The following is an 18,178-nucleotide window of genomic DNA, read 5'->3' on the forward strand; positions in this document are numbered from 1 at the left end:
AAACTACTGGTATGACCAGTAAAACCAGTTTATAAAATTGGCACGCTTCTCGCTTAATACTCCTTAGAAATTTTTGATGTATTGATAAAATATTTAAGGTCTTAAAAATGAATATTGCGATTGTTGGTGCAGGTATGGGCGGTTTAACGGCTGGTATCGCTTTAAAAAAGTTTGGTCATCAAGTCACGATTTATGAGCAAGCAGCTGAAATATTACCAGTAGGAGCAGCAATATCACTCTGGTCGAACGGCGTAAAATGCCTAAATTATCTTGGTTTGACTGAGCAGATTCAAACTTTAGGCGGTGAAATGGAATCATTAGCCTACATCGATGGTCTTAACGATCAAACCATGACTCAGTTTGATTTAACTCCTTTATACAAAGAAGTTGGACAACGTGCCTACCCTGTCGCACGTGCAGATTTACAACGACTTCTCATGGAAACGTTTGGCTTAGAAAATATTAAACTGGGTATGAAAATGACTGAGATTGAAGATCAGTCTGAATATGTCAGCCTTCGTTTTGCCGATGGTTCCGAGATTCAAGCTGATCTATTAATTGGTGCGGATGGAACCCACTCCATCACACGCAAGTTTGTACTCGGCCGTCAAGTCGAACGGCGTTATGCTGGTTATGTCAATTGGAATGGGCTGGTTCAAATCGATGAAAAAATTGCACCGGCGCAACAATGGACAACCTACGTCGGTGAAGGAAAACGTGTCTCCCTTATGCCTGTAGCACAAAATCGTTTCTATTTCTTTTTTGATGTGCCTATAGAAGCAGGTCTACCCAATCAACGTGATCAATATAAAACTGAGCTGAAAAAATATTTCAAAGACTGGTGTTCACCTGTGCATCAACTGATTGATTGTTTGGATGAACAAAAAACCAATCGCGTTGAAATCCATGATATTGAACCTTTTATGAATTTTTATAAAGGTCCTGTCGTTTTACTTGGTGATGCAGCCCACAGTACCACTCCAGACATTGGGCAAGGTGGCTGCCAAGCTATGGAAGATGCCATATACTTGGCACGTGCTTTGCAAATAAATACTTTTGGGCTAAGTGATGCACTAGAACGATACCAAAACAAACGTAATGACCGAACCAAAGAAATGGTATTGCGAGCTCGTAAGCGTTGTGATGTAACGCATATGAAAGATCAAAAAGTGACTGAAGAATGGTATCAATCACTTTATACAGAACAAGGTTCGCACATCATGCAAGGAATTATTAGCAATATTGTGGGAAATCCTTTAGATTAATAACATAAAGTTTTAACTCCCCCCTTCAATGGGGGCTTTTTTTTATCTAAATAACTTAATCAGGTAATCTTATAAAGCTGATAATAAAAAAGCCCATTTCATAGCTGAAATAGGCAATTGCGATAAAGCAAACTTTAAAACTTATAGCTCAATGTAAATCGATTTTGTAAAAAGTCTTTTTCATAACGTGGTGAAGTTTGGATACCAAAGAAGTTACTCACACTAAATCCTTTTAAAGCGCCTGTGAAATTATAAATGCCAAAAACCATATACTCAGACTGATTGCGACTCGCAAGATGATCGGCATCTTTCAAATCCATAAAAGAATATCGAACACCAGCAATCACTTGATCAGTGAGCTTCCCTTCCAAGGATGTCATAAAAGCATTTCCCGTACCTAAATCTTGCGTACTGGTAAAAAATGGCTGTGCAAAAATTTCACCTGAAGAAGTTTTAGTAGCATATGGTGTTAACAAAGCACCATTTAAATAACTTTCGCTATCTGGTTTGATATAGTTATAAGCCACTTTCAAACTTGCTTTTGGAAAAATTTTAAACGCCGCCTGAACACCAAAAATCTGGCTATCTACCTCTCCAGCTAAAGCTTTCCCTTGATCTTTACCCGAAATATATTGCATAGAAAACTCTGGCGAATAATTCAATTTTGGCAAAGACAAATCTGCTTGGATATAAATCAAACGTGTGTAATCATCATAGTCTTGATACCAAAACTGAGCTTTAAGCTTCTTATCTTCATCGATGTCAAAACTCTTACCTGCACCAACTGACCAAACACCATCTGATTGAATATTTGAGTTTTGACGTGTGGTTTTGGTAAATTCATCATCAGCATAGCTTTTAAATTTATTGACTTTGGTTAGGCGCATAAAGTCAGTGTTATTTCCAATTTGGAGATCCGCAGCTTGATACAAAGCCATTAAAATGCGCCGATCTGCATAATCCCCCATAAATGGTAAATTAAGACGCTGATTACCGACCGTCACCCGTGCGAAATCATTTTTCCAAGTCACATAGGCTTCCGCCAAGCCATCGCGATCTTCTTTTAACTCAGATACTTCATCATTTTTATTTTTCTCATCTAAACGACGTTGCAGATCATAACCAATGGTTGCTTGTATACCGTAAAATGGCGCTGTTTCATATCTAATATAACCTCCGATGGAAACTGTATCTTGATTAAGATTATTGACAAAATAACCATTATTCAAAGAATAATAAGCTGTTTTAACTGCACTATGTATCGCTCCACATGTCAGCATTTCCTGTACGGATTTAACTGAATTATCTTGCACTTTACAATCTTGCCCTAAATTAAACAGACCATTCAAGCTTGTATCCCCAGCCGAAACTTGGCCCATGCTCCCCATTGCGATAAGCAGAGTCACCGATTTCAAAGTAAAATTTTTCATAATATTCCCCTAATGATTCATTTAAAAAATCAACTCAATTCATTTTTAAGTCGTCAAAGCCCCAACCTTTGATTTTTAAAATCAAAAGCTCCTCTAGACCTATTCAAAAATGAATAAGTAATTTTTTAATGGTTGATGTTTAAAACGTGTAATGGATTTGGAAAATCAGGCCACTTCTATACGCTATGAGTGGCCAGAATTAATAGGTAATGTTGTTGTTTCCACCGATTTTTTGGCGAAAGGTAAATGATTAAATAAAATATTGAGCAAAATGGCCGTGATACATGCTGAGCTAATTCCAGAATGTAATAGCGTACTAACCCATTTTGGAAACTGTGCATAGAACTCATTGTTTGCTATCGGAATCATTCCAATTGCCAATGAGGTTGCGACAATAATCAGATTTTTATGATCGTTATAATCAACTTTTGCCAATGTGCGGATACCACTTGCGGCCACTGTACCAAACAATACAATACCTGCCCCACCTAATACTGGCATTGGAATAGCAGCGACTAAACGCCCAACAATTGGTAATAAGCCAAGTACTATCAGAATCCCTCCAGCAGTAGCTACAACAAAACGACTTTTGATTCCTGTAATTGCAACCAACCCCACATTTTGTGCAAATGCGGTTTGCATAAATGAACCAAAAATTGGGGCAACCGCACTAGATAACATATCAGCGCGTAAACCGTCTCCAATCCGTTTAGAATCAACTTTGCTTCCAACAATTTCACCAATTGCGATAATGTCTGCTGTAGTTTCAGTCATAATGACTAAAGTTACGATCACCATAGAAAGAATCGCTGTAAATTCAAATACTGGCATGCCGAAATGGAAGATATGAGGAAAAGCGAACACAGAACCATTAGCAACTTTGGAAAAATCTGCAAATCCAGCCAATGAAGCGATAATCGTACCTAAAGCAATCGCCATTAAAATCGCTAGACGTCGCATTAACTGACTTTTCAACATACTGAAAATAATAACAATCGCTAAAGTCATCGCAGCTAAACCAATGTTTGCTGGATCGCCCCAATTTTCAGCTTTTGGATTACCACCCATCATCCAACGAATCGCAACGGGCAATAAAGAAATACCAATCATGGTAATTACACAACCAGTCACCACTGGTGGGAAAAAACGAATAATTTTTGAAAAGAATGGTGCGAGTAACAAACCAATTAATGATGCAACAATAACTGCACCAAACGCTGAAGCTAATCCCCCACCTGTGGTGACAATCGCCAAAATTGTAGCAACACCAGCAAAAGATACCCCTTGAACTATTGGCAACTTTGCTCCAAAGTGTTTAAAGCCTAAGGTCTGTAACATTGTTGCAATGCCCCCAACAAAGAGTGCCGCAGCAACCAAAAAACCTATTTCCGAGGCTTCTAAACCTGCGGCAGCACCAATAATGATGGGTGGTGCAATAATTCCACCATACATGGTCAGTACATGTTGCAGTCCATAAATAACATTTTTATTCATTCCTAAATATTGATGTTCTGCTGAAACGCTTGCACGAACTTCACTGTCTATTTTATCGTTGTGCATGTGATATTCCTCAATAAAAATTCATCATGAATACATTTTCTGTTTAACTGCCGCGATAGGTTGAATAGGAAAATGGACTAATTAATAAGGGCACGTGATAGTGCTGATGGATATCTGATATTTTAAAATCGATACAAACCTTTGGATAAAAGCATTCAACATCTATAGATTTAAAATAATTCTCCACATAGAAAACTAGTTGATAATTTCCTTGTTTAAATGAATCGAGATTAAATGCTTTAATACGACCATCTATATCAGTTAACTGTTTATCTATAGAAAAATAGCCTTGCGATGTTTCCTGTAATAATTCCACAGAAACCCCCACAGCAGGTTTACCTAATGAAGCATTTAGAATATGTGTACTTATACCTGCCATTATTGAATCTCCTGCTTTAAGCGAATTAATGCAATTTCACTGAGTTGTTGTTTGACTTCTTGCTGCTCTTGTTCATCTGAATTTTCTAAACGTCGATTGAGTTCTGCTAACATTTCTGTACCTGAACGACCTGATGCTCGAATCAAAAAAATATGACCAAATTTGTGCTCATAAGCTAAATTGCCCTGAGACAGTGCTTGTTGAAGATCGCTATTAGCATCTAGCAAAGCTTGTTCATTTTGCGAAAATTTCTGCTCTTTAGCCGATAAAGCAATAGCTGCTTTTTTCTCACCAATTCGCGGATGTAGCGCCAATGCTTGTGATACTTCTGACCAGTTCCATGTTTTGGCTTGTAAGCTCGCCGTTTCGTATAATTCTTCTGTTGAAATAAAAGGACGCTGTTGAAGAATAGTCTGAATCCAAGATTGGATATGAACACAGGATTTCAAGACTTCTATCGCTTGCTCATCTTTTAAAAGATTGAATTGTTCCAAATTCATTTTTGCTCCAAATTGTTTCATTGTCAGACTGGTCTGACCAGATCATATATCTTTAAGCAATGAACATGCCAATCTAGACATTCAGAATCAATTGGATTTAAAAATAGATATTATGAAAATATATTTATTCTAAACCCATTTATAAAATAATCTAAAGTAAATTATATGAACTGATTTAAATAATAATTTGACTATAAAAATATCATCTGCTAGTTTTTATATGCTCGATTAATCTTATATATTTAGAGCAAATAAACATTAATATAAGATTAAATAATAATCACCAATATTAATTAGTAAATATTCATAATTAAAAGAGAAAATAATATGTGTACTGAGTTTATTTTACCTCAAGCTACTGGTTATCGTATTTCAGGTCGTACAATGGATTTTGCTGCCACATTTACATGGCAATTAGCAGTAATTCCGTTGGCAACATCTTTGAAATCTATCGAGACCTTGCATAGTTCTACACCAGCTTATCACTGGCAAGCAAAATATGGTTTTATGGGCATTGGGATAAAAATGCCGCTAAATATACTCGATACTAAATTGTGTGATGCAATGAACACCGAAGGATTTTCTGCTGCCGCACTTTGGTTACCTCCTTCAATTTATCCAAAGCGGGCGAATGCACCACAAAATGCTAAGTTAATTTCTGCATTAGATATCTGTGGCTGGGCTGTGTCTAATTATGCTTCAGTTGAAACCTTAAAAAATGATTTATATGCCATTCAACAAGGCAAAGTTACATCTTTAGGTGAGATTTTATATTTTTGGGATCCCTTACAATTTTCAGAAAATAGTGAATTAAATAACAGTAATGAAGTCAAAAATTTAATTCCTATCCATTTTCAATTTCATGACAAAACTGGTGCAAGCTTAGTTCTTGAATTTAGAGATGGTGCATTATCGATTACCGATAATTCAGATATCGGCGTGATGACTAACACCCCATTTATTGACTGGCATCGTACCAATTTAGAAAATTATTTAAGCCTAACCAATGTTGAAACCAACAGTAAAACCATTATTGGTATGAATATAAATAAAGCAGGCAATGGCGGCGGTTCTATTGGCTTATCATCTTCGGCACTGCCTTCAGATCGCTTCTTGCGCACCACGATGACATTGAACTACTCTATTCCTTGGCTCAATCAAAATACTAAACCTAGCAATACTGCTGCAATCGCTTATGCGATGAATGTCATTAAAGGAATATATGTTACCCAAGAGCAATGTATTGACCAAAGTGGCAATATTAAAGGTGATTATACCCAGTGGGAAATTATTCGAGATCACAACAATCAAATCTTCTATATATCAACAACCGCTAGCTTAGGATTTTGGCAAGTTAATTTCTCTGACTTCCAACTTCAACAAAATGCTGAACCGCAATTTGTGGTGATTTCAGATGCGATTCAAATGCCTATTCTGAAAGCTTCAGCGTAATTCAATACGTAATAAAAAACCTGCAATAATTCAATTATTGCAGGTTTTCAAAGTGAATTTTAAACGCTTATTGCAAGCTGTACGCAATCACATAATCACCATGATCAGGAGATTGTCGTGCACCACCCGCAGTGATCGTTACATACTGTTTGCCCGTTTTTGGAGAAACATAACTGATCGGGGTACTTTGACTACCGACTGGTAAACGTGATTTCCACAACTCTTTACCTGTTGAAGAATCAAGTGCTCTTAAATAGTAGTCTTGTGTTGCTGCAAAGAAGACTAAACCACCTTGAGTTGCCATTGGTCCACCAATTGTAGGCATACCGATTGGTGCTTTCAGTCCCATTTTGATACCCATTGGTCCAGTATCTTCTACTGTTCCCATTGGTACTTGCCATGCAACTTGACGTGTTTTCATATCAATTGCAGTCATCGTACCGTATGGTGGTTTTTGACATGGAATATTAAACGCTGACCAAAAGCGGTTTTTGTCTACTTTATATGGTGTGCCTTTCATTGGTACTGCACCCATACCTGTATTGACTTTTTCTCCACCGCTCGCCTCAAGCGCTAAATCTTCTGGCGTTTGCTCAATCAATCTAATCCATAAGCCTAAACGCATGTCATTCACAAACATATATTGATGGCTTGGATCAAATGCAATACTTCCCCAGTTCATTCCACCTAGAGAACCCGGAAAGCTGAGTGAAACATCCTTACCTGGTGCGGTAAATAAACCCTCATAACGCATTGATTTGAAGTTAATACGACACATCAATTGATCGAATGGTGTTGCACCCCACATATCTGATTCGGTTAAGGTTTGATTGCCAATTTGCGGCATTTCAACCGAACGAGGTTGTGTCGGACTGTATTGTTCACCTTTAATATCGGCAGGTTTTACAGGTTGCTCAATCACTTTTGTCAGTGGCTGACCGGTCAAACGATCCAGCACGAAGAATTGACCTGATTTTGTTCCAATCACAACCGCAGGCTTATTTGTTCCGTCTTTCATTGGAAAATCAACAAGACTTGGTTGCATTGGTAAATCAAAATCCCATAAATCATTATGGACAGTTTGATAAACCCATTTTTCTTTACCTGTAGTTGCATCTAAAGCCAAAACAGATGAGTTGTATTTGTGATCGAGTGGCTGACGATTACCACCCCAAACATCGACAGATGAACTTCCCATCGGTAAAAATACGGTATTCATTTGCGGATCATAAGACATGGCTGCCCATGAATTCGCAGAACTACGCTTATAGGTTTCACCGTCTTTAAGTACATAGTTTGGATCAGGGTTACGTGGATCAAATGCCCAACGCAATTCACCTGTAATGACATCGTATGCACGAATTACACCACCAGGCATATCAGCGGCAAAATTATCTGCGATACGACTACCAATAACCAATACTGAACCAGCAACAGTTGGTGCAGAAGTAACTTCAAAACGTGGGGCTTTGGTACCCTCACCCAATCCTTTTAATAAATCAACTGTTCCATCTACACCAAAGTCTTTACAGCGCTCACCTGTGTCGGCATTCACTGCAATCAAGCGTCCATCGGGTGTATTGGTATAAACGCGACGTAAACAAGAAGTATTTGTTGCAACCGCTTTGACTGGTGTTGCGCCAACTAGTGTTGGTTGTTGCAATGCTTGAGTTGAGTCAAAGTATGCAACACCACGACAACGTTCCCATGCATCCGCTTTAGAATTTATTTCTGCTTTCCAAAGTTGTTTACCTGAATCGGCTTCTAAAGCAAAAATATTATTGTGCGGAGTACATAAGAAAAGTTTATTTCCGACCTGCAAGGGTGTCATTTGATCTTCAGCACCATTACCTGATCCTGTGGTGAAATCACCTGTACGGAAGCGCCAAACTTCTTTTAATTGATGTACATTGTCACGGGTAATTTGATCTAAAGCTGCGAAACGGCTACCACCAGCATCTTGTCCATAATGTTGCCAATTGGTTTGTTTCATGTCTGTTTTGACAGGAACTAATGGTAATTGCTCACCTGAAGCGGCAACAGTCGGATGTGGTACAAACATTTGATAAAAACCAAAGATCATACCCAATACAGTCAAACCACCCACTGCATAAGCTGGGGTAGCCGATATCGGTTGAAACTGATAACGACGTACCGCAGGTAAAGTCAGCATGAGAGCTGCAAACAAACCTGCTGGGAACATGAGTCGAGAAAATAAAGGCCAAAATTCCCAGCCAGCATCAATCAGCGACCAAATAATAGTTCCAATAAATACAAGAGCGAAAATACCTACGCCTAATGCTTTTTTCTTAAAAATAAAAAATGCAGCGACTAAAGTTATAAGACCTGCGATCATGAAATACCATGATCCGCCCATTGTAACCAACTTCACACCACCGACTGTAAAAAACAGTCCTGTCAATAGCAAAGCTAGTCCTAAAATAAAACACCATATTTTCAGTATGATATGTGAGCTTGTAGATTCAGACATACGTCATACTCCTTATTAGAAATTCACGCGCATGCTTAAACCTGCAACCCAAGCATCATCGACCTCTTTAACACCCGCCGGTTGATGAATATATTGTAGGTTTGGTCTGAGCATTACCGCAGGTGACCATTGATAGGTATAGTTCAATTCAACATTGAGCTCATCACGCTGCACTGGAACATAATCTGCTGCAAAGGCATCATACTGGTCGTAACCTCGACTGGTATTGAGAGCAACCTGACGATCTTTATAACGATCATTGACTAGATAGTTTGCGATACCAAATCCAATTGAATCGTTTAGACGACTATTAAATGGTCCTTTGTACCACAGTGCAAGTTGTTGCGTACTTTGTACTGCTGTCGTTTCTTTATCATTTACGACTGCATTAAAGCTGACATATAAACCACGTTTAGGATCATTTCCCTTTTGGCTTAATTGTTGTTGTGCATTCAGCCAAAAACTGTGTTTGCTGTCGTGGACTTTACCTACAGTGGCAATATCATTCGCTTCTGCTGTTGAATACAATGCTCCTACCTTATATTCACCAGCCAAGCCGTCAAATGCTGCTAATTTAGGTCGCCATGCCAATTCAACAGGAATTGTTGCACCTTTGACATTGTCCATATCCAAGTTAAAACCATCATTTTTTCCAGTTTTAACATTGTCAGGATTGACTTCATATACGCCCACACCAAGTGTCCATTCAGGTGCAAATTGATATTTGACATTGGTACCCCATAGACCTACAGGTAAGTTATACCAAATCGAACCAATCGATTTTCCGAGCTGTCCGCCACAGAGTAATAAGTTTTGAAATTCACATTGGGAACTATTGAAGTCGTCAGACATACCCATACGACCAATCTTGAATTGAACCGTGTTATCCGCGAAACCTTTTTTGACCCAAGCTTGCGTTAAGCGCCATATTTTGCCTCGTCCATAGATTTCTTGGCTATTTCCCAAAGCACTTGAACGTGGATCTTTAATACGATCCAAAGTTAAAGCATTGCCATCTCGTTTCGTAATTAAGATGTTAGCAGTGGTATCTTTCCAGCCTGCAATTTTTTCTAAGTCAAAATTTGCACCTAAAGATAATTGCGCTGCATTTTTAAAGGCATTGTCATCGTTATAGCCACCATCTAAATTGGTAGCAGATTGACTCATGATCGCGGCGGTAAATTTATAACCTTCTTTCTCTAACTGTTGGCGTTGCCCATTCCAATCACCTAGTAACCATTGACGATCTTGTGACCAAGCTTGATTTTGGTCAGCAAAGCTATGTTGGGCTGCACAGATCGCAATCGCCAAACAACTCATTTTGATCAGTAAAGTGTTTGTATTCATATCAAAGCCTCCATGCTTCTATTTAAATTTTACTGCTGAGCTGAGTTCAGAAGTTGCACCTAAATGATCTGTAACATTTGCGGTCACACTTGCGACTTTTGATGTTGGCTTATAAGCAACTTTTGCAATACCCTCTGCATTGGTCACAGCTACAACCGAACCTAAATAAAATTCGGCTTCATTTGCATTTGCTGATGAGTTTCCAAATAATTCAACTTGATAACGCTGATTTGGTTGTCCTTTTACCTCAACAACAACTTGACCTTTAGATAGGCTCAATGTCGGTGCCTGAATGCCTTGATTTGGTTGCTGATTGCAACCTTGTTGATTCGGTTGTAGACAAGTTTTTTGTAAGTTTGCAGGATCAATTTTGACACCATGTCCACGCGACCCAACAAAATGCGCATGCTCTAAACCGGGAATATCAAAAATAATTGCACCTAAGCGTTGGTTCGGAACGCAGCTTCCACCAGCTTCACAACGTTTGATGTCTTTGCCATTATTCCAAATTTGATTTTTGGTTAGGGTGATATGAGCGTTGGCATCTTTTTCAGAACGAATGGCGATTCCCACTCGGTTACCATGCACTTTATTGCTATCAAAGATATTGCCATCGCCCGTTAGATTAAAACCATTCGAGTTATTGGTTAGTTCGTTATAAGCGATATAGTTACGTTTGCCCCAGTTAATCTGCAAACCATCTGAATAATTTTCAAATTTGTTGCCGACCACGGCATTATCATTCCCCCACAGAATCTCAATACCTTGTGATGGTTCTGGATTTGCGGAAGTTGAAATAAAATGGTTATTGGCAACGAGATTGAATGCAGCTCCGCGGGTTAATTCCAAACCATCGCCATTGTCTTGGAAATAATTATCTAAAACCTTGTTGTTATTGGTCGTCGTTGCTGTTGGATTGCCTTTGCCATCGTCACCCGTCAACATCACCCCAGCACCACCATAGTTGTGCATAATGCGGTTATGTTGAATCAAGTTATTGCTGGCACGATTCATCAAGATACCGATACAAAAATGACGAATTTCTAAACCTTGAATGGTCACACCATTAATGTCACGTAAAACGATACCTGGTAAAGTCGTGGTACGCACATTGGTTCCAAACTGCCCTTCTACCGCTCCCGGACACGCCTCAACACCACGACCTTTAATATAATTTGAACCGTCTACTGCGACAAACTCACCTGTTTTTGCCCATTGTGTACCGATGATTTTGACAGGTGCTTTAATTTCAGGAAGTGGGCTATTGACCTTGATTGCATACGGTGCTTGACCAACTGCTTGAATCAAAATTTCACTAGCTTCCGTTGGTTTGGTATTGGCTTGTTCAATCGCCCAACGAAGAGAACCTTTTTCAGTATCATCCTGATAACGATCAACTACATAAGTTTCAGCTGCTGCCAAACCTGATACTGCTAAACCGATTGCAAGCGCACTTAAACGTAAAGAAATAATGTTCATTATAAAATCCTTTTCAATTATTGTGTTGGTTGAACTGTTTTTAAGAACTGTTTGAGTTGGGTCACATCAATTTGACCCGGTGCTGATGCTTCACCAATCATGCCGAAGCTAAAGCTACCGCCCATATTTGCAGTTGCAATTCTTGAAATTGTGCCTAACTTGCCCATAGACATGGTCAACAATGGTTTTTTAGATTGTTGGCTGACTTTTAAAGTCGCATTCATCAAAGTGAAAACATCTTGTTTGCTTTGTGGCATCACTGCGATTTTTAAAATATCAGCACCAAGCTCATCCTGTTTAAGAAGACGCTTCACAATTTCATCTTCACTTGGCGTCTTCTGAAAATCGTGATTCGACATCACAATTAATACTTTTTTGTCATGCGCCAATTTGACTGTATTCTTAACCACCTGCTGATCTCGGAACATTTCCACATCAAGCATGTCCATAAAAGGCTGTTTTAAATAAGCTTGATAGGTCTTGCCATAATCAGCATCACTGATGGTAAGTTTTCCACCTTCGTTGTGAGTACGAATGGTTGCAATCATTGGTTTAGTAGCTAGAATCTTTTTTAATTCATGTCCTAATGCAATCACTTGTTTGCTATCAGCAGCAAAATCGAGTAAATCAATCCGAAACTCTGCTAAATCAGCATCTTGATTGGCAGCAATCACTTTTGCTTGAGCGATCGCTTGCTCTTTAGTTTTTGCAGTAATGGGTACAATTGTTTTAACAGGGAGTTTCGCTAGGGCTGAAAGTTCAATCTTTTTTTGAACATTTTCTTGGGCTTGTACCATTTGAACCGTAAGTAAAGGGCTAACAAGCAGTGTTAATGCTGCCAGTGTTTTCATTTTCATCATCATCTTCCTTAATGGATTGCCTGTCTTTCCCAAGAGCAAGCAATCATTCGTTATGCACTTAAAATTTAAATATCAAAAAACACAGTTTCATCTTCGCCTTGAATACGAATATCAAAGCGATACACCACTTCACCATCCACTTCTGTGCGTTTGGCAATTAAGGTTTGACGACGAGTCGCCCATTCAATACTGTTTAGAATCGGATCATTTGCGTTCGCTTCCACTTCATCCTCGAAGTAAACACGAGTATGCAAACCAAGATTGATACCACGCGCAAAGACAACCACTGCAATATGCGGCGCTTGTGTTGTACCTTTACGACCTGCTACAGCACCTGGTTTAATGGTGTTGAAACTCCAAAAACCTGTTTCAAAGTTTGCCCCTGTACGTCCCCAACCAAGAAAGTTTGGATCAACTGTTTTGCCTTGAGTATCAGCTTGACTTGGGTAAACACCGTTGGCATCGGCTTGCCAGATTTCTAACAATACATCTCTTAATGGCAAGCCAAGTCCATCAAATACTTGTCCTTCAAGGCGAATACGTTGACCTTGCGTTTTTTCGCTAACCAACTGATTGTTAAAATTGTGTTCAAACACCTCAATATTGGCTTGTTGAGGTAGTAAACCAATATGTACATATGGTCCACCCGTTTGTGATGGGGTTTCTTTCAATTCATGAAAATTCCACGCGTTCATTGTGTTACTCCCTTAAGTCAAATCATTTTCAAAATAAGTCGCACGACGACCACGAAGATGAATATCAAAGCGGTAACAACGGCTATCAGCTTCAATGAAATTGTTTTTATCTTCCAATGCAATCAAGGCACGACGCTGATCTTCAGATGGAATCGTTTTTAAAATTGGACAAGAATCAATTAACGTATCGCCCTCAAAGTAGAATTGCGAAATCAAACGCTGTGCCCAGCCATCAGCGATCAAAGAAAAGTGAATATGTGCTGGACGCCATTCATTGATACGGTTACGCCACGGATAAGGACCTGGTTTAATGGTACGGAAAATATAGAAACCATTTTCATCCGTTAATGTACGACCACAGCCACCAAAATTTGGATCCATCGCTCCAATAAACTTATCGTTCGGATGACGATAACGACCTGAAGCATTGGCCTGCCATACTTCTAATAAGGCATTTTTAACAGGGCGACCAAACTGATCACGCACATAACCATGCACAATGATTCGCTCACCAACAGGTAAACCCTCTTTGGCGTAGTTCAGAATCAAATCATTGTCTTTAGGACCAAAAAGATTCGGTGAAAAATGCGGTGAAGTCACTTCTGTTAAAGTTTCATTGATCGAAATCAACGCATTTTTTGGCGAGCGTAATACACTAGTTTTATAGCCTGGTGTATATGCTGGCGGATGATCATCTGTATTTCTTTGCGGATACGCACCTAATGTATGATTTAACATGCCTATCTCCTTAATCCTGTGGTTGTGGCGTAACGGGATGCACTTCGATTCCAATTTCTTTAAAGACTTCCTCGGCCAAGTGCATTGCAGCATTTGCAGCGGGTAAGCCTGCATACAATGAACTATGTAAAATCAGTTCCTTAAGTTCATCTTTAGTCACTCCGTTATTAAAACAAGCACGTAAATGCATTCTGAGTTCATCTTCTCGCCCCAATGCCAATAAAATGGCAATGGTGACTAAGCTTCGGGTATGGCGTGGTAAACCTTCGCGTGACCACACTTCACCCCAAGCAAATCGACTAATAAAGTTCTGAAAATCTTGATTAAAGTCATTCAGGTTCTCTAAAGAACGCCCGACATGTTTTTCACCAAGTACTTCAGTACGAACTTTCAGTCCTTGTTGATAACGTTGTTCATCATTCATTGACGTTGTCCCTGATTATGAAAGTTAAGTTGCATCTGTGTGCGCAACTAAAGATTTAACAAAAATCGCGACAGCCGCAGCTGTTGCTGGAATCATGAGTAAGCTTAGAATTGCAGTGAACGACCAATCATTGCCTAATAAAACTGCACCAATCCAAGCTCCAAATACCGCACCAAATCGACCAATACCTGTCATCCACGAAATACCAGTTGCACGACATTGAGTTGGATAAAAGCGAGCACTCAAAGCTGGCATTGAAGACTGAGCACCATTAATTGCGATACCAGCACAAAGCACAAGCAATGCTAATAATGTTGGGTTGTTGAGACTTTGCCCGACTGCGACTGCAAATAAACCTGCCACAAAATAGAACGCTGAAATAATGCGATTCGGATTAAAACGATCCATTGCCCAGCCGATAAATAATGCGCTGAGTACACCACCAAATTGGAATAATCCACCAATAAATGCTGCACGTTCCATCGTTGCGCCAGTCTCACGCATTAAGGTTGGTAACCAACTGGTCAAGAGATAAATAACGACTAAGCCCATGAAATAAGTCGACCATAATAAAACCGTTCCTTTGGCATATTGCTTAGAGAACAGCATGCCAAAGACGTTTTTCTTTTCAGCAACCGCCGATTGTTCTTCTAGGATATAAAAGCTTTCAGCTTGTTGTACTTTTTCAGGAGCAATACGGCTCAGAATTTTGCGAACTTTTTCAGGATTTTTCCCTTTTACAATTAAGAATCGATAAGACTCAGGTAAAAAGAAAATCACTAACAACATTAGAATGAGTGGAGACCAACCACCCAATAAAAATAGGCTGTGCCATCCAAAGGTTGGGATTAACCAACTACTGATAAAACCACCTGTTGCCATACCCAAGTTATAGCCACAAAACATACAGGTGATCAGAAGTGAGCGAATCCGATTTGGACAATACTCAGAAAACAATGTGGTCGCATTTGGCATTGCAGCACCCAGTCCAATGCCTGTTAAAAATCGCAATACAACTAAGCTATCCAAATTGGTTGCATAAGCCGAAGCCAAAGTAAAACCACCAAAAATCAGCATTGAAATCGTTAAAACGATCTTACGACCAAAGCGATCGGCTGTAGGACCTGATACCAATGCACCAATAATCATGCCACCAAGTGCAGCACTCATGACTGGTCCAAGCTGAGAACGATCAATTCCCCAATCTTGTGCCAATGCAGGTGCAATAAAACCCATTGCCGCAGTGTCGATCCCATCAACAAATACAATGAGAAAACAAATGATTGCAATCATCCATTGATAGTTACTAATCGGTGCATCATTGATGAGTGACTGAGCATCCATACTGCTTTTTTGGGCAGCAAATTCCTGTGCCATAGTTGCCTCCTTGTAGGCGAATTCCTTTCTAACCCTGTTCGGTTATATCTTTTGAATAAACTTGGTCAATGTTTGGTTAAACACTTGTGGTTGCTCAATATTTGACAGATGCGAAGCTGCCAAAATTTCGAGCTGACTGTTTGAAATTGATAAATGCATAAACTCTGCATCTTTAACCGTGGTTACAGGGTCAAACTGACCTGCAATTATTAAAGTTGGGATTTGAATGTGTTGAAGTTGATCTCGTAAATCTGCATCTGCCAAAGCTCGACATGCATTTGCATAGCCTTGTGATGGCGTTATAGACAAGCTTTGAATGGTTTTTTGTGCTAATACATCATGGGCGTAATCAAAATGCTCACTAAACCAACGTGTGTGGGTGGTTTTAACAAGCTCAGCTAAGCCATTTTGTTCCACACTAGTTGCGCGACTACCCCATGCTTCAGCAGTTCCAATTTTTGCAGCAGAGTTTGCGATCGTAACGCTTAGGAATCGGTCAGCATGATGGATCGCTAAATACAATCCAGTAATACCACCCATCGAAATGCCACAAAAATGCGCTTTTTCAATTTCGAGCACATCTAAGATATCCACTACATCTTCAGCAAGATTTTGCAAAGTGCTGCCAGCGATGACAGCGCTCGTACCATGACCACGAGTATCATAAGTTACGACTTGATAATGGTCTGTTAATGCCTCAACTTGTGGTTGCCACATACCATGATCAGTTCCCAGTGAATTGGAAAAGATAATGGCAGGCACCCCTTTCTGTCCTTGTACTTGCACTGCAAGTTGATACCCTTGACGATTTTGAATATTGATCATCATTGCGAATCTCCTTGAGCTGCTTTGAGAACAGAATCAATTTGCGCTTGAATATTGCCAAGATAGGATTCAGGCTTAAAAAGCTCATCTAAAGCTTGTGCTGAAAAATGTTCTTTCACTTCATCTAGATTCGATAAAATATTTTTTAAATGTGTTTGTTGTGAAATTGCTTGTTGACATGCTTGCTCGACTAAATGATGGGCAGTCAAACGTCCAATCTTGTCTGCAAGTGACATCATCACAGCTTCAGCCATGATCAAACCTTGTGTAGATTCAAGATTACGTTGCATCGCTTCAGGGTTAACCTGCATATTCTCAAGCACATCATTTGCACGCTCTAATGCACCAGCGCACAGTTGAAACATCTCAGGAATCGCTAGCCATTCGGCATGCCATGCACCTAAAGCCCGCTCATGATCTTGAACCATGCTTTGATAAACACTAGCCATCAATGCTGGAACGCGATTTGCAGCAGCAAGAATTGAAGCGGCTGCAACAGGATTCCGTTTGTGAGGCATTGTTGATGAACCACCACGCCCTTTAGCTGTTGGCTCAAAAACTTCAGCAATTTCAGTCTGCATGAGTAATGACCAATCTTTTGCCATCTTGCCGACATTGCCTACAATCATGGCAAGCTGACTAGCAATTTCTACAATACGATCGCGCTCGCCATGCCAAGTGCATTCAGGCTTTGTAAGTCCTAGTTCGATAGCGAAAGCTTCAACTACTGCAGAACCTTGATTTTGCAAAGATGCTAATGAACCTACTGCACCACCCAGTTGTGCAGTGAGCACTCTGGTTTTCATTGCTTGCAAACGATCGAGATCACGCTTTAATGCTGCTGCATAACGCGCAAACTTATGCCCTAAGGTAATAGGCAAAGCTTGCTGCAACCATGTACGTCCAATCATGACTTGGTCACGGTGACGTTCAGCTTGTTGCAAAGAAATTTGATATGCAGATTGGAGTTGTTTTTCAATCACTGCTAATGCATCACGGCACTGTAAAATTGTTGCCGTATCAATGACATCCTGACTGGTTGCGCCCCAGTGCACATAACGATCAGCATCTTCATTTTGCTGTTTTACAATAGCTGTAAATTGCTTAACAAAAGGGATAGCAATATTTCCAGCCAAACCTGTTGCCACCGCCAAAGCATCCAAATCAATCTGTGTTAAAGCAGATTGCCCAACTTGTTCGATGATCATCGCCATCTCACGAGGAATGACATTGATCTGAGCCTGTGCTTTTGCCAAAGCCACCTCGGCTTGGATCATATAACTCAATAATGAACGATCACTAAAAATAGCGGTGACGTCTGATTGATAAAACAAGCTGGCATATAACTGGCTCATT

The 18,178-nt window shown here is 39.7% G+C and carries 16 protein-coding genes; 2 read left to right on the forward strand and 14 right to left on the reverse strand.

The features are described from left to right. Positions 1-107: 107 nt before the first annotated feature. Positions 108-1,265, forward strand: a complete 1,158-nt coding sequence (gene hpxO / locus F933_RS13845; protein ID WP_005062226.1) for an FAD-dependent urate hydroxylase HpxO — start codon at positions 108-110, stop codon at positions 1,263-1,265. 134 nt (positions 1,266-1,399) lie between these two features. Here the strand turns inward: hpxO and F933_RS13850 are convergent, their stop codons facing one another. The 4 genes from F933_RS13850 to uraD form a co-directional block, all read right to left on the reverse strand. After that, on the reverse strand, positions 1,400-2,695 hold the full coding sequence (locus F933_RS13850) for an OprD family outer membrane porin (RefSeq protein WP_005062234.1): 1,296 nt from the start codon (positions 2,693-2,695) through the stop codon (positions 1,400-1,402). 183 nt (positions 2,696-2,878) lie between these two features. Continuing rightward, the gene (locus tag F933_RS13855; protein ID WP_005062238.1) at positions 2,879-4,255 is read right to left on the reverse strand and encodes a nucleobase:cation symporter-2 family protein; all 1,377 of its coding nucleotides are present in this window, start codon (positions 4,253-4,255) and stop codon (positions 2,879-2,881) included. Between the two features lie 43 nt (positions 4,256-4,298). Continuing rightward, positions 4,299-4,634 carry a hydroxyisourate hydrolase gene (uraH, locus tag F933_RS13860; RefSeq protein ID WP_005062240.1) on the reverse strand — a complete coding sequence of 112 codons (336 nt, stop codon included), beginning with the start codon at positions 4,632-4,634 and terminating at the stop codon, positions 4,299-4,301. Next, positions 4,634-5,134: a 2-oxo-4-hydroxy-4-carboxy-5-ureidoimidazoline decarboxylase gene (gene uraD / locus F933_RS13865; RefSeq protein WP_005062242.1), complete on the reverse strand. Its 501-nt coding sequence runs from the start codon at positions 5,132-5,134 to the stop codon at positions 4,634-4,636. The genes uraH and uraD overlap by 1 nt, the downstream gene beginning before the upstream one ends. A 327-nt stretch (positions 5,135-5,461) precedes the next feature. Here uraD and F933_RS13870 point away from each other — a divergent pair, with 327 nt between their 5' ends. Continuing rightward, positions 5,462-6,586: a linear amide C-N hydrolase gene (locus F933_RS13870; RefSeq protein ID WP_005062243.1), complete on the forward strand. Its 1,125-nt coding sequence runs from the start codon at positions 5,462-5,464 to the stop codon at positions 6,584-6,586. Between the two features lie 67 nt (positions 6,587-6,653). Here the strand turns inward: F933_RS13870 and F933_RS13875 are convergent, their stop codons facing one another. From F933_RS13875 to pcaB, 10 genes are all read right to left on the reverse strand, one after another. Then, positions 6,654-9,077 (reverse strand): glucose/quinate/shikimate family membrane-bound PQQ-dependent dehydrogenase, encoded by a 2,424-nt coding sequence (locus F933_RS13875; RefSeq protein ID WP_005062244.1) that lies wholly within the window; start codon positions 9,075-9,077, stop codon positions 6,654-6,656. Positions 9,078-9,092: 15 nt separating this feature from the next. Further along, positions 9,093-10,424, reverse strand: coding sequence for a carbohydrate porin (locus tag F933_RS13880; RefSeq protein WP_005062245.1), 1,332 nt, complete (start codon positions 10,422-10,424; stop codon positions 9,093-9,095). An 18-nt stretch (positions 10,425-10,442) separates the two neighbouring features. After that, a complete protein-coding gene (locus tag F933_RS13885; RefSeq protein ID WP_005062246.1) occupies positions 10,443-11,903 on the reverse strand; it encodes a right-handed parallel beta-helix repeat-containing protein in 1,461 nt (486 codons plus the stop codon). Between the two features lie 17 nt (positions 11,904-11,920). Beyond that, the gene (aroD, locus tag F933_RS13890) at positions 11,921-12,760 is read right to left on the reverse strand and encodes a type I 3-dehydroquinate dehydratase (RefSeq protein WP_034711110.1); all 840 of its coding nucleotides are present in this window, start codon (positions 12,758-12,760) and stop codon (positions 11,921-11,923) included. Positions 12,761-12,828: 68 nt separating this feature from the next. Next, positions 12,829-13,458 carry a protocatechuate 3,4-dioxygenase subunit alpha gene (pcaG, locus tag F933_RS13895; RefSeq protein WP_005062248.1) on the reverse strand — a complete coding sequence of 210 codons (630 nt, stop codon included), beginning with the start codon at positions 13,456-13,458 and terminating at the stop codon, positions 12,829-12,831. Positions 13,459-13,470: 12 nt separating this feature from the next. Beyond that, complete coding sequence (pcaH, locus tag F933_RS13900) at positions 13,471-14,196, reverse strand: protocatechuate 3,4-dioxygenase subunit beta (protein WP_005054516.1); 726 nt, start codon at positions 14,194-14,196, stop codon at positions 13,471-13,473. A 10-nt stretch (positions 14,197-14,206) separates the two neighbouring features. Continuing rightward, entirely contained in the window at positions 14,207-14,620 is a 414-nt protein-coding gene (gene pcaC / locus F933_RS13905; RefSeq protein WP_005062249.1) for a 4-carboxymuconolactone decarboxylase, read from the reverse strand. Positions 14,621-14,644: 24 nt separating this feature from the next. After that, positions 14,645-15,997, reverse strand: coding sequence for a 4-hydroxybenzoate transporter PcaK (gene pcaK / locus F933_RS13910; protein ID WP_005062251.1), 1,353 nt, complete (start codon positions 15,995-15,997; stop codon positions 14,645-14,647). A gap of 42 nt (positions 15,998-16,039) precedes the next feature. Then, positions 16,040-16,825: a 3-oxoadipate enol-lactonase gene (pcaD, locus tag F933_RS13915; protein WP_005062261.1), complete on the reverse strand. Its 786-nt coding sequence runs from the start codon at positions 16,823-16,825 to the stop codon at positions 16,040-16,042. Beyond that, the gene (gene pcaB, locus F933_RS13920; protein WP_005062263.1) at positions 16,822-18,177 is read right to left on the reverse strand and encodes a 3-carboxy-cis,cis-muconate cycloisomerase; all 1,356 of its coding nucleotides are present in this window, start codon (positions 18,175-18,177) and stop codon (positions 16,822-16,824) included. Before pcaB ends, pcaD begins: the two co-directional genes overlap by 4 nt. Between the last annotated feature and the right edge of the window lies 1 nt (position 18,178).

The sequence above is a fragment of the Acinetobacter beijerinckii CIP 110307 genome (assembly GCF_000369005.1).
Lineage (GTDB): Bacteria > Pseudomonadota > Gammaproteobacteria > Pseudomonadales > Moraxellaceae > Acinetobacter > Acinetobacter beijerinckii.

Coding starts and splice junctions, on each gene's coding strand:
- uraD (WP_005062242.1), bottom strand. CDS start 5,134: ATGAATTTGGAACAATTCAATCTTTTAAAAGATGAGCAAGCGATAGAA.
- F933_RS13855 (WP_005062238.1), bottom strand. CDS start 4,255: ATGCACAACGATAAAATAGACAGTGAAGTTCGTGCAAGCGTTTCAGCA.
- pcaC (WP_005062249.1), bottom strand. CDS start 14,620: ATGAATGATGAACAACGTTATCAACAAGGACTGAAAGTTCGTACTGAA.
- pcaG (WP_005062248.1), bottom strand. CDS start 13,458: ATGAACGCGTGGAATTTTCATGAATTGAAAGAAACCCCATCACAAACG.
- pcaB (WP_005062263.1), bottom strand. CDS start 18,177: ATGAGCCAGTTATATGCCAGCTTGTTTTATCAATCAGACGTCACCGCT.
- pcaD (WP_005062261.1), bottom strand. CDS start 16,825: ATGATGATCAATATTCAAAATCGTCAAGGGTATCAACTTGCAGTGCAA.
- F933_RS13875 (WP_005062244.1), bottom strand. CDS start 9,077: ATGTCTGAATCTACAAGCTCACATATCATACTGAAAATATGGTGTTTT.
- pcaH (WP_005054516.1), bottom strand. CDS start 14,196: ATGTTAAATCATACATTAGGTGCGTATCCGCAAAGAAATACAGATGAT.
- uraH (WP_005062240.1), bottom strand. CDS start 4,634: ATGGCAGGTATAAGTACACATATTCTAAATGCTTCATTAGGTAAACCT.
- F933_RS13880 (WP_005062245.1), bottom strand. CDS start 10,424: ATGAATACAAACACTTTACTGATCAAAATGAGTTGTTTGGCGATTGCG.
- aroD (WP_034711110.1), bottom strand. CDS start 12,760: ATGAAAATGAAAACACTGGCAGCATTAACACTGCTTGTTAGCCCTTTA.
- F933_RS13885 (WP_005062246.1), bottom strand. CDS start 11,903: ATGAACATTATTTCTTTACGTTTAAGTGCGCTTGCAATCGGTTTAGCA.
- F933_RS13870 (WP_005062243.1), top strand. CDS start 5,462: ATGTGTACTGAGTTTATTTTACCTCAAGCTACTGGTTATCGTATTTCA.
- pcaK (WP_005062251.1), bottom strand. CDS start 15,997: ATGGCACAGGAATTTGCTGCCCAAAAAAGCAGTATGGATGCTCAGTCA.
- hpxO (WP_005062226.1), top strand. CDS start 108: ATGAATATTGCGATTGTTGGTGCAGGTATGGGCGGTTTAACGGCTGGT.
- F933_RS13850 (WP_005062234.1), bottom strand. CDS start 2,695: ATGAAAAATTTTACTTTGAAATCGGTGACTCTGCTTATCGCAATGGGG.